The sequence below is a fragment of the Streptomyces harbinensis genome (genome assembly GCF_900116145.1).
GTDB classification, from domain to species: domain Bacteria; phylum Actinomycetota; class Actinomycetes; order Streptomycetales; family Streptomycetaceae; genus Streptomyces; species Streptomyces carpaticus.
In genome coordinates this window covers 277409-288965 of the sequence record NZ_FPAB01000004.1, presented here as the reverse complement: position 1 = coordinate 288965, position 11557 = coordinate 277409, and the positions used below count along the sequence as shown (strand labels likewise).

The following is an 11557-nucleotide window of genomic DNA, read 5'->3' as shown; positions in this document are numbered from 1 at the left end:
GCTGATACGCAACCGGTATCGCGTCCGGCCGGGAAGGGCCTGGTACGGGCCGGTCATGTGTATGACGTGTGACGGGTGGGCGCGGTTGTCACGGTGCGGTCAATTCTGGCCCGCCAGGACGGCCTCCATGACGTCCTTGGCGATCGGGGCGGCGAGCGCGTTGCCGCCCACCTCGGAGCGGTCGTCGGAGCCGTTCTCGATGACGACGGCCACCGCGACCGGGGAGCCGTTGTCCGTCATGGCGTAGGAGATGAACCAGGCGTAGGGGATGTCGGCGTTGTTCTCGCCGTGCTGCGCGGTACCGGTCTTGCCGCCGACCTTCACCCCGTCGATCTTGGCGTTGAAGGCGGTGCCGTCCTCGACCACGGACTCCATGGCCGACTGGAGCGCCTGGGCGTTCTCGGGCGACAGCGGCCGGCTCATCTCCTCCGGCTCCGTCTGCTCGATCACATTGGCGTTGGGGGCGTCGAGCCGGTCCACCATGTACGGCTGCATGAGCTTGCCGTCGTTGGCGATCGCGGCGGCCACCATCGCCATCTGGAGCGGGGTGGCCCGGTTGGACGCCTGGCCGATGCCGGCCATGGCGTTCTGCGGGCGGTTGTCCTCCGGGTACTGGCTGGCGACCGCGCGGACCGGGGTGAAGATCTCCTCGTTGAAGCCGAAGGACTCGGCGGTCTCGATCATCTTCTCGTTGCCCAGCTCGTTGCTGATGCCGGCGAAGACGGTGTTGCAGGAGTCCTCCAGGGCGATGCGCAGCGAGGCGTCCTCGCAGCGGCCCTTGATCAGGTTGTCGAGGGGGACGTCCTGGGTGTCGGGGAGGATGAACGGCTCGGGGTAGTCGGTCTTGGTGTCCACCCCGTCGAGCAGCCCGTGCTCCAGCGCCGCCGCGGAGGTGACCACCTTGAAGGTGGAGCCGGGCGGGTAGGTCTCGCGCAGCGCGCGGTTGAGCATCGGGTCGTCGGGGTTGTTCTCCTTCTGGAGCGCCGTCCACGCCTCGCTGTCCTCGACCGTGTTGCCGGTGAAGGTGGAGGGGTCGTAGGAGGGCGTGGAGACCAGCGCGAGGATCGCGCCGGTGCGCGGGTCGATCGCGGCGACCGCGCCCTTCTTGTCGCCCAGGCCCTCGAACGCGGCGCGCTGGGCGTCCTCGTTCAGGGTGGTGATGATGTTGCCGCCGGTGCGGTCCTTGCCGGTCAGCATGTCGATGGTGCGGTTGAAGAACAGCCGGTCGTCGTCCCCGGTGAGGATCGAGTCGTAGATGCCTTCGAGCAGGGTGGTGTTGAACAGCGAGGCGAAGCCGGTGACCGGCGCCCACATCTCGCCGTCGGTGTAGGTCCGCTTGTACGTGAAGTCGTTGTCGTCGGTCTCGACCGAGCCGGTGATCGGCTGGCCCTCGACGATGATGTCGCCGCGCGGGTGGGCGTAGCGCTCGATGAGGACGCGCCGGTTGTTGGCGTCCGTCTGGAGCTCATCGGCCTGGACGAACTGCACCCAGTTGACCCGGACCAGCAGAGCGAGGATGAGCAGGCCGCAGAAGACCGCGACGCGTCGCATGGGTTTGTTCATACTCGTACTACCTGTGTCTGTTCGACGTCCGTGTTGGGCGCGGGGGCGGGTGCGGGTCGTCGTGCAGTGTCGCTGATCCGAAGTAGGAGCGCGATCAAAGCCCAGTTCGCGATGACGGAGGAGCCGCCCTGGGCGAGGAACGGCATGGTCATACCGGTGAGCGGGATGAGCCCGGTCACACCGCCCGCCACCACGAACACCTGGATGGCGAAGACCCCGGACAGGCCGACCGCGAGCAGCTTGCCGAACGGGTCGCGGGCGGCGAGCGCGGTGCGCATGCCGCGCTGGATGAGCAGCCCGTAGAGCAGGATGACGGCCATCAGGCCGACCAGGCCCAGCTCCTCGCCGACGGTGGCCAGAATGTAGTCGGACTTGGTGGCGATACCGCCGATGAGGCGCGAGTAGCCCTGGCCGAGCCCGGAGCCGAACAGCCCGCCGGAGCCGAAGGCGTACATGGACTGGGCGGTCTCGGTGACACCGCCGTTGGAGCCCAGGGCCAGCGGGTTGAGCCAGTTGTCGACGCGCTGGCCGACGTGGCTGTTCATGGAGGCCACCGCGACCGCGCCGGTCACCGACAGCAGCAGACCGAAGATGATCCAGCTGGTGCGCTCGGTGGCGACGTACAGCATCACCACGAAGATCCCGAAGAACAGCAGGGACATGCCCAGGTCGGTCTCGAAGATCAGGATCATCAGCGAGACGGCCCAGATCGCCAGGATCGGGCCCAGGTCACGGCCGCGCGGCAGATAGACGCCGAGGACGCGGCGCGAGGCCAGCGCCAGCGCGTCCCGCTTGACCATCAGATAGCCGGCGAAGAACACCGCGATCACGATCTTGGCGAACTCGCCCGGCTGGAGCGAGCCGACCCCGGGGATGGTGACCCAGATCCGGGCGCCGTTGACCTCGCCGAAGAACAGCGGGGAGATCAGCAGGGCCAGCGCGACCACCATGGAGATGTAGGTGTAGCGCTGGAGGATCCGGTGGTCCTTGAGGAAGATCAGCACCCCGAGGAAGAGCGCCACGCCCAGCGCCGACCACATGAGCTGGTTGGGCGCCATCGCCCCGCCGAGCTTGGCGGTGGTGATCTGCGGTTCCAGGTCGAGCCGCCAGATCAGCACCAGACCCATGCCGTTGAGCAGGGTGGCGATCGGCAGCATGAGCGGATCGGCGTACGGGGCCCAGCGGCGTACCACCAGATGCGCGACGCCGGCCATCAGGCCCAGGCCCGCACCGTACTGGAGGGTGCCGGCCGGGACGGAGCCGTCCTTGGCGAGGCCCACGTTGGCGTAGGCCAGCACGGGGATGAGCACGGCGAACACGAGCATCGCCAGCTCGGTGTTCCGGCGGCTGGGCAGCCCGCCGGTGGAGACGGTGGTGTTGCTGGTGCTCATCGCTTCAGGTCTCTGGGTCGCGCCAGGCCGTACCGCGCGGGCGGATACGGGCCTCGCTTACGCGGAACGCCGGCTACGACGCGCACTGCCGCGCGAGCTGCTGCTGGCGTTCGGTGAGGGTCGGGATCTCGGGTCCGGCCGCTTCGCCGCCCTCGCCGGGGTCGGCCGCGTCCGGGTCCTGGGGGGTGTCGGGGTCGGTGGTCTCGTTCTTGGCGTCCTGCTTGTCCTGTTCGCCCGCCCGCTCGGCCTCCTCGATGGCCGCGCGCTGGTCGGCGAGCGCCTGGCAGGCGTCGGCCTGCTCGCCGAGTTCGGTGATGCGGGTGCGGGCCTCGGCCAGGTCGGCGGCGGTGATGGTGCCCTCGACCTGGTTGCGCTGGTAGTCGGGCAGCAGGTCCAGCGGGATCTCCGGGTGGTCCTCCTTGACGCTGGACAGGCTGAGCGGGCCCAGGTCCTGGCTGAGCCCCTGGAAGAGCGCGACGTGGTCACCGTTGGCGCCGACGTAGAACTGGTTCTGCGTCCAGCGGTAGCCGCCGTACAGGCCGCCGCCGAGGACGGCGAGCGCCAGGACGGAGAGGCTGATGGTGCGCCACGGGCGGCGGCGGGGCCGCTGCGGTACGTACTCGTCGTCGGTGAACGCGCCGAAGGTGCCGGGCGGGACCCCGCCGGGGCCGGCGCCGGGCGTCCCGTCCCCGGCGGTGCCGGGCTGCGGCCGGCCCAGCTCGGCCGCGCGGGAGGCGGGCGTGGCCGGGGCGTCGCCGCCGGTCTGCGCCTGGACCTCGGCGACCGCGCCGACGATCTGCGGGGCGTCGTAGAGCTGCTGGGCGAGGGTGTCGCCCACCTGCGTGTCGACGTCCAGGACGTCGGCGACGATGCAGGTGATGTTGTCGGGGCCGCCGCCGCGCAGCGCCAGCTCGATGAGGTCGCGGACGGTGTCCTGCGGGGGCAGGAAGGTGCCGAGGGTGTCCTGGAGGGTGTCGTGGCTGACCACGCCGGAGAGCCCGTCCGAGCAGACCAGGTAACGGTCGCCGGCGCGCACCTCGCGGATCGACAGGTCGGCCTCGATGTGGTCGGCGCTGCCCAGCGCCCGCATCAGCAGGGAGCGCTGCGGGTGGGTGGTGGCCTCCTCCTCGGTGATGCGGCCCTCGTCGACCAGGCGCTGCACCCAGGTGTGGTCCTGGGTGATCTGGGTCAGCTCGCCGCCGCGCAGCAGATAGGCGCGGGAGTCGCCGACGTGGACGACGCCGAGCCGCTGGCCGGTCCACAGCAGGGCGGTGAGCGTGGTGCCCATGCCGTCCAGCCGGGAGTCCTCCTCGACCATGGCGCGCAGCCGGTCGTTGGCGCCCTGGACCGAGGAGTCGAGGGAGGTGAGGATGTCCGAGCCGGGGATGTCGTCGTCCAGCTGGACGAGGGTGGAGATCACCTCGGAGGAGGCGACCTCGCCGGCGGCCTGGCCGCCCATGCCGTCCGCGATGGCCAGCAGGCGGGGCCCGGCGTAGCCGGAGTCCTCGTTGTGGTCGCGGATCATGCCGACGTGTGATCCGGCGGCGAATCTCAGGGACAGTGTCATGCTCACCTCACCCGCCTGTTCCGGGGCTCCGAACACGCTGTCCGCTCTCCGGTCGTCCCGGTCCTCATGGTGGCCGTCCCTACTTCCGCAGCTCGATGACCGTCTTGCCGATCCGGATCGGCGCTCCGGGCGGGATCGGTACCGGGCTGGTCAGCCGGCCGCGCTCAAGATAGGTGCCGTTGGTCGATCCGAGGTCCTCGACGATCCACTGGCCGTCGCGGTCGGGGTAGATCCTGGCGTGCCGCCCCGAGGCGTAGTCGTCGTCCAGCACGATCGTCGAGTCGTGTGCCCGGCCGAGCGTAATGGTCTGGCCCTGGAGGGCGACAGTGGTTCCGGTGAGGGAACCCTCGGTGATCACCAGCTTGGTCGGGGCACCGCGGCGCTGCCGCCCGCCCCGCCCGGACTTGCCCTGCTGGGGCTGCTGCTGCCGGCTGCGCGGCTGCATCGGCGGCGCGCTCTGGCGGGCGGCGCCGCGCTGGGTGACGCGGGTACCGAACAGGTCGCTGCGGATCACCTGTACGGCGACGATCACGAACAGCCACAGCACGGCCAGGAAGCCCAGCCTCATGACCGTCAGGGTCAGCTCTGACATTGCCCCCGCTTCACCCTTCGGCTTGCCGGTAAATGACGGTGGTGCTGCCCACGACGACGCGTGAGCCGTCGCGGAGCGTAGCGCGTTTGGTGTGCTGCCCGTCGACCACGATGCCGTTGGTCGAGCCCAGGTCCCGGATTGTGGCCGGTTCTGTGGCCTGGATCTCGCAGTGCCGCCGGGAGACCCCGGGGTCGTCGATCCGGACGTCCGCCTCGGTGCTGCGTCCCAGCACCAGCGTGGGACGGGAGATCTGGTGGCGGGTGCCGTTGATCTCCACCCAGCGGCGCAGGGTGCCCCGGGAACCGGCCGCGGCACCGGCGCCGGGCGGCGGCCCGGCGGGAACCGGGGGCGCCCCGGCCGGGGGTGCGGGGTAGGCGGGGGCACCGGGCGGCGGGCTCATCGGGGCCGCGCCGCCGAAGGTCGGCGAGCTGGGGCCGTGCGCACTGCTGCTGGCGGCCAGGGTGCGGCTGCGGACCCGGTACAGGCCGGTGTCCAGGGAGGGCGACTTCTCCAGATGGACCTTGATCTCGCCCATGAAGGTGTAGCGCTGCTGCTTGGCGTACTCCTTGACCATTCCGGCCAGTTCCTCGCCGAGCTGCCCGGAGTACGGGGCCAGCCGGTCGTAGTCGCCGCCGCTCAGCTCGACGATGAAGTCGTTGGGGACGACGGTGCGGTCACGGTTCCAGATGGTGGCGTTGTTGTCGCACTCGCGCTGGAGAGCGCCGGCGATCTCCACCGGCTGCACCTCGGACTTGAAGACCTTGGCGAAGGTGCCGTTGACGAGACCTTCGAGGCGCTGCTCGAAACGCTTCAAGACTCCCATGACGCACCTCCTTCCGGTGTCCCGACAGCCTGCGGTTCGGCGCGGTAGTGCTTACTGATCGTATCCACGCGCGAGACGATCAGGTGGTTCCCGCCGGGGCTCCGGGAAGGGGCCCGCACCCACGCCGCTGCTCCCCCCGGGATCGTAAAGGGGAGCAGAGAACAGTGTCCCGCATGCGCGAAGGTTCTGCGGAGGGATGGGGAGGGATTACGGCCGTGGGCCGGGGTCGCGGGGGTGCGGGGCGGGGGCGCGGATCACCGAGGTGAGAGCGGTGCCCGAACCGTGCTAGCCTTCTGTTCGTCGCCAGGGGCCAACGCCCAGCGAAACAAGGCGGCAACACCCAATGCGCGGGTGGCGGAATAGGCAGACGCGCTGGATTCAGGTTCCAGTGCCCGAAAGGGCGTGGGGGTTCAACTCCCCCCTCGCGCACCAGTCGGAGCGGCCGGCATCGTAATCACGATGCCGGCCGCTTCGCTGTGTGGGGGTGTGGGCGGGGCGATCCGACTGCGCTCCGTAGTCGGAGAACCGGCGAGCTGCCGGTGTGATTTACACCACGGAAGTTTCCTGGGGGTGGACGGCGCGGGTCCACCGGATCACGGTTCGGGGCCGCGTCGGGAGGCGACCGGGGCGGCGGGGCGGTCCGCGCTCCGCCCCGGTCGCCTCCGCCCCCGTACCGGCTCCCGCGCGGGAGGTTTCACCCGCACGAGCGGCCCGGCCGGGCGGCGGCCCTGGCGGGCGGCCCGCGCGGCGCCGATGATGACGGGCATGGACGGCGGACAACGGCGGTACCGGAACCCGGCGGCGCGCGCCTGGCACTGCGATCCGGCGCCGGTGGCGCGGGTGCGCGCCTTCCACCGGGGCCTGCCGGGCTACCGGGAGACGCCGCTGGTGCGGCTGGACGGCGGGGTGTTCGTCAAGGACGAGTCCCGGCGGATGGGCCTGGGCGCGTTCAAGGTGCTGGGTGCCTCGTGGGCGCTGCACCGCGCGGGCGGCGCACCGCAGCGGCTGGTGACCGCCACGGACGGCAACCACGGCCGGGCCGTGGCGCGTCTGGGGCGGCTGCGCGGCGTTCCGGTGGAGGTGTACGTGCCGCGCGGCGTCCACCCGGCCGCTGCCGCCGCCATCGCCGCCGAGGGGGCCCGGGTGATCCGGGTGGACGGCGACTACGACGCGGCGGTCGCCCGCGCCCGGTCGGCCGGCCCGCTGCTGGTGCAGGACACCGCCTGGCCGGGGTACGAGGAGATCCCCGGCCGGATCGTGGAGGGGTACGCCACGCTGTTCGCCGAGATCGACGCGCAGCTGGCGGCGGCGGGGGCGGCCCCGGCCGGTCTTGTGGTGGTGCCGGTGGGCGTCGGCTCGCTGGCCCAGGCCGCCGTCACCCACTACCGTTCCGGGCCCGCCGACGCCCCGCGTCCGGCGCTGCTGGCGGTGGAGCCGGACACCGCCGCCTGCGTCCTCGCCTCGCTCACCGCCGGGGAGCCCACGACGGTACGCACCGGGCTGACGGCGATGGCCGGTCTCAACTGCGGCACGCCCTCGGCCCTGGCCTGGCCGTATCTGCGCGGTGGACTGGACGCGGCGGTCACGGTGACGGACGCGGAGGCCGCGGCGGCGGCCCGGGAGCTGGCCGGCCGCGGCATCGACGCCGGCCCGTGCGGGGCGGCGTCCCTCGCGGCCTGGCGGGCGGCCCCGGAGGTGGCCGGGCCGGGGTCGGTGGTCCTGCTGAACACCGAGGGAACCCTCGCCTAAAGGGCCGATGGTATGTAAATCCTAGAGTCGCTTCGTGCGTTCAACGCCGTGTGTTTTACGTGCTTTCCCTTTTGTTTTCTGTCATGGTTTTCACCGCCTGTCAGAAGATGGTTTGGGAAGGTGGGTCATGCGCTTTTCTGTGGGGTTCGGGAAACGCGCGGCAGTCTGTGTGCTGTCCGCGTTCCTGCTGTCCGTCACGGTGTCCCAGCACACCGCCGTTCCCGCGCCGTCCGATCGCGGGGAAGCCGAATCCGTACCGTTCACCGAGCGGTACCGCGCCGTCCAGCACGGCGGTATCGCACGGGCCGCCAATTCCGTCATCACCTGCGGGGAAGCGGTCGTCATCACCGCCCCCGCCTGTGCCGACGTGCAGCGCAACGGTGCGGGCGGGCGCAGCGGCCAGTACGAGATGACGTACATCGACATCGACTCCGACCGCAACACCTACAACTCCTCCAGCGCCGAACTGCGGCTGCCCGAAGGCTCCCGGGTGAGTTACGCACGGCTGTACTGGGGCGCCAATCTGCGGGTCGGTGAACAGAAGGACCCGGCCGACAACGACCGGGTCCTGATCGCCGAACCCGGCGGGAACTACAAGGAAATCCGCGCCGATTCGCTGGTCGGTCACCGCGACGCCGGAACCCACCAGGGATTCTCCGCCTCCGCCGATATCACCGAACTCGTCCGCTGGTCCGAGCCGGGCGCCTGGACCGTCGCCCAGCTCAATGTCGCCATGGGCAACTCGGACATGGGCGCCTGGGGCGGCTGGACGCTGGTCGTCGCCTACGAGAACCCGGCCGAACCCCTGCGCGAACTCGTCCTGTGGGACGGCTTCGAGTCGGTCGACGGACCGTCCCAGGACGTCGTGATCACCGTGGACGGCCTGGCGGTCACCCCGGGCGCCCAGGGCAGCGCCGGCGTCGTCGGCTACCACGGGGAGCGCACCGCGAACGGGCACGGGCTCACCGTCCGGGACACCGGTGGCGGCGGCGCGGTCGTGCGGCACCGGGCACTGGATTCGACCATCGCCGACCACGGACGCCCGGTCACCACGCGCGACCCGGCCCACCTCAACACCCTCGGCTACGACTCCAACGTCCTGGACATCCGGCAGGCGCTCACCGCGGGACCCGGCGAACTCGAACTGCGCTTCACCGGCGGATCACGTCCGTACCAGCTCGGTGCGGTGTTCCTCCAGGCCGACGCCGCGGCGCGCGAGTGAGGCGGGAGGCGATGACGAAGCTGACGACGGTGACGACGGTGACGACGGTGCTGCACATCGCGCAGCCCACCGAGGGCGGCGTCGCCCGGGTCGTGACCGACCTGGTGCGCGCCCAGACGGCTGCCGGGACGCGCACCGCGCTGCTGTGCCCGCCCGCCGGCCCGCTGAGCGCGGCGGCGCGGGCGGCCGGCGCGCACGTCCTGGACTGGGTCGCGGGACGCGAACCGGGCGCGAACCTCGGCTGGGAGGCGGCGTACGTGGCGCGCGCCGTGCGCGCGGTGCGCCCCGACGTGGTGCATCTGCACAGCGCGAAGGCCGGTCTGGCGGGCCGGCTCGCGCTCCGCGGCCGGGTGCCCACCGTGTTCCAGCCGCACGCCTGGTCCTTCGAGGCGGCGGAGGGAACGGCACGCCGGCTCGCGGTGCGCTGGGAGCGGTTCGGGACGCGCTGGGCGGACCGGGTGCTGTGCGTGAGCGAGGCGGAGCGCGAGCGGGGGCTGCGCGCCGGGATCGCGGCGCCGTGGGCGGTCATCCGCAACGGCATCGACCTGGAACGGTTCGCGGCGGCCGGCGAGGTCGAGCGGCGGCAGGCGCGCGCGGCACTCGCGGCGGTGCACGGGGTGCCGCAGCGTGCGCCGCTGGTGGTGTGCGTGGGACGGCTGTGCCGGCAGAAGGGCCAGGACCTGCTGCTCGCGGCGTGGCGCCGGGTGGCCGAACGGGTACCGGGCGCACGGCTGGTACTGGTCGGCGACGGCCCCGAGCGGGCCCGGCTGACGGCGGCGGCCGACCCCCGGCAGGTGCTGTTCGCCGGCCACACCGAGGACCCGCTGCCCTGGTACACGGCGGCCGACCTGGTGGTCCTCCCCTCGCGCTGGGAGGGGATGGCGCTGGCCCCGCTGGAGGCGATGGCCGTGGGGCGCGCGGTGCTGCTGAGCGACGTGGGCGGGGCCCGGGAGAGCCTGGCGCCCGGCCAGGCCGCCGAATGCCTGGTCCCGGCGGGCGACGTGGCCGCGCTGGGCCGCGCGCTGACCGCACTCCTGACGGCGCCCGACCGCCGCCGCGCGCTGGCGCGCGCGGCGCAGGCGCACGCCAGGACGGGCTTCGACATGCACGCGACGGCGGAGGCGTACCGCGAGCTGTACGAGACGGTACGGGCACGGCCCCGGGCCGGTGGGCGGCGCGGGGCTGGGGCTGGGGCTGGGGCTGCGGAGGGTGCCCGGGGCGCCACCCGGGGGCTGCTGCGGGCCGTGGCGCGGGGCGGCGCGCGCCGCCCGGCAGGCGGCGGATGCGGTGCGGAGCACCGCGACCGGCCGACGATCCGCCGTCCCGGCACGGCTCCGGTGCCAGCGGCGACGCGGGCGGCCGGTGAGGTCGCCCCGGCGGCGCGAGGCGGGACGGAGCCGGCGGCTCGGGCCGTCCCGGGCGCCGCTGGTGCCCACGGTGCTCAGAATGGTCCGGCAGCCGGGACCGCCCAGGGGGGCAGGCGGGCGGCGGTCGGCGGTGCGTCGCCGGGGCTGGTGGCTGGGCGGGATGCGGCTGTTCCGTCCGGTGGTGGGTCGCCGGTGCCGGTGGGGACGGAGCCGGAGCTGGTGGCTGGGCGGGATCCGGCTGTCCAACTCGACGGTGGGGCGGTGAACGGCGATGCGCCGCTGGTGCCGGTGGGTACGGAGCGGAGGCTCATGGCCGGGCGCGATCCGGCTGTTCCGTCCGATGTCCGGGCGGAGACCGGCGGTGCGCCGCCACCGGCGTCCGGTGCTGAGCCGCGTCCGGTGACCGGCGAAGCAGTCCGGAGCGGCAGCGCGACGGTGGCGGCGGGGGGCGAGCCGGGTCGGGTAGCAGGTCCGGCGGCCCGGACTGCCAGGGCCGGGAGTCGGCCGGCCGCTGAGGGCGTGTCACCGGTGTCTGCCGATGACGACCTGCGTCCGGCGGCCGGACGGGCCGATCGGCCCGTCCCGTCCGATGACCGGACGGTGGCCGGCGGTGTGCCGCCGCTACCGGCGGGCGATGAGCCGCGCCAGGTGGCCGGTCCGGCCACCACGGCCGTGCCCGCGCTGCCGACGCATCGCGGATTCGTGAGCTGCCCCCTGACGGTCGGAGCACCCCAGGAACCGGGCGCTGTCCGGTCGGCGACGACGGCGGACGGGGGCGGGCATGTCCACGGATAGCGTCAGCGCACCCGAGAACGGCGCCCGGGCCTGCGCCCCGCTCCCCGCCTGGCCGGCGGGCCCGGGCACAACGGTGGGAGGAGCGGCGCCCGCCCCTTCGGCTGCGGCGGGGCACACAGCACCGAGGGCATCGGCCGGGACGAATGGCTCTGTTTCCTCGGACGCAGGGCCCGAGCCCGTGGTGCCGGTGGGAGGAGTGGCGTCCCCGCCTTCGGCGGGGCGGACGGTGTCGGGGGAATCTGCTGGGACGAATGGCTCTGTCTCCTCGGACCCAGGCCCCGTGCCCGTGGCAGCGGTGGGAGGAGCGGCGCCTGCTCTTTCGGAGATGCGAACGGTGTCGGGGGAATCTGCTGGGTTGGGCGGCTCTGTTTCCTCGGATGCGGCGGCGGTGCCCGTGGTGCCGGTGGGAGGAGCAGCGCCCGCGCCCTCGGCAGGGCACACGGCAGCGGCCGTGTCGGCGCCCAGCGCTCCGTCCGCGCCTGCGGTGG

General features: G+C 72.7%; 7 protein-coding genes, 1 tRNA gene and 1 pseudogene. 4 read left to right on the top strand and 5 right to left on the bottom strand.

Going from position 1 to position 11557, the window contains the following annotated elements; genetic code table 11:
- Positions 1–99 precede the first annotated feature (99 nt).
- From BM385_RS12735 to BM385_RS12715, 5 genes are all read right to left on the bottom strand, one after another.
- Complete coding sequence (locus BM385_RS12735; RefSeq protein ID WP_093843113.1) at positions 100–1563, bottom strand: peptidoglycan D,D-transpeptidase FtsI family protein; 1464 nt, start codon at positions 1561–1563, stop codon at positions 100–102.
- Positions 1560–2954, bottom strand: coding sequence for an FtsW/RodA/SpoVE family cell cycle protein (locus BM385_RS12730; RefSeq protein ID WP_019432148.1), 1395 nt, complete (start codon positions 2952–2954; stop codon positions 1560–1562). Before BM385_RS12730 ends, BM385_RS12735 begins: the two co-directional genes overlap by 4 nt.
- A gap of 73 nt (positions 2955–3027) precedes the next feature.
- Entirely contained in the window at positions 3028–4521 is a 1494-nt protein-coding gene (locus BM385_RS12725; protein ID WP_051131035.1) for a PP2C family protein-serine/threonine phosphatase, read from the bottom strand.
- A 79-nt stretch (positions 4522–4600) separates the two neighbouring features.
- Positions 4601–5113 (bottom strand): FHA domain-containing protein FhaB/FipA, encoded by a 513-nt coding sequence (locus BM385_RS12720; protein ID WP_019432146.1) that lies wholly within the window; start codon positions 5111–5113, stop codon positions 4601–4603.
- Between the two features lie 10 nt (positions 5114–5123).
- Entirely contained in the window at positions 5124–5936 is an 813-nt protein-coding gene (locus BM385_RS12715) for an FHA domain-containing protein (protein WP_019432145.1), read from the bottom strand.
- A 345-nt stretch (positions 5937–6281) separates the two neighbouring features.
- Between BM385_RS12715 and BM385_RS12710 the strand changes: the two genes are divergently transcribed.
- From BM385_RS12710 to BM385_RS27785, 4 genes and pseudogenes are all read left to right on the top strand, one after another.
- Positions 6282–6368: transfer RNA gene (locus BM385_RS12710), tRNA-Leu, on the top strand.
- A 333-nt stretch (positions 6369–6701) separates the two neighbouring features.
- A complete protein-coding gene (locus BM385_RS12705) occupies positions 6702–7685 on the top strand; it encodes a pyridoxal-phosphate dependent enzyme (RefSeq protein WP_175542972.1) in 984 nt (327 codons plus the stop codon).
- 127 nt (positions 7686–7812) lie between these two features.
- Entirely contained in the window at positions 7813–8907 is a 1095-nt protein-coding gene (locus tag BM385_RS12700; RefSeq protein ID WP_037755279.1) for a hypothetical protein, read from the top strand.
- Between the two features lie 11 nt (positions 8908–8918).
- Positions 8919–10055: pseudogene (locus BM385_RS27785) on the top strand (glycosyltransferase); the annotation flags it as partial.
- Between the last annotated feature and the right edge of the window lie 1502 nt (positions 10056–11557).

Bases quoted from the DNA above. Each gene is read 5' to 3' on its own strand.
- BM385_RS12735 (WP_093843113.1), bottom strand. From the start codon at position 1,563: ATGAACAAACCCATGCGACGCGTCGCGGTCTTCTGCGGCCTGCTCATC.
- BM385_RS12730 (WP_019432148.1), bottom strand. From the start codon at position 2,954: ATGAGCACCAGCAACACCACCGTCTCCACCGGCGGGCTGCCCAGCCGC.
- BM385_RS12725 (WP_051131035.1), bottom strand. From the start codon at position 4,521: ATGACACTGTCCCTGAGATTCGCCGCCGGATCACACGTCGGCATGATC.
- BM385_RS12720 (WP_019432146.1), bottom strand. From the start codon at position 5,113: ATGTCAGAGCTGACCCTGACGGTCATGAGGCTGGGCTTCCTGGCCGTG.
- BM385_RS12715 (WP_019432145.1), bottom strand. From the start codon at position 5,936: ATGGGAGTCTTGAAGCGTTTCGAGCAGCGCCTCGAAGGTCTCGTCAAC.
- BM385_RS12705 (WP_175542972.1), top strand. From the start codon at position 6,702: ATGGACGGCGGACAACGGCGGTACCGGAACCCGGCGGCGCGCGCCTGG.
- BM385_RS12700 (WP_037755279.1), top strand. From the start codon at position 7,813: ATGCGCTTTTCTGTGGGGTTCGGGAAACGCGCGGCAGTCTGTGTGCTG.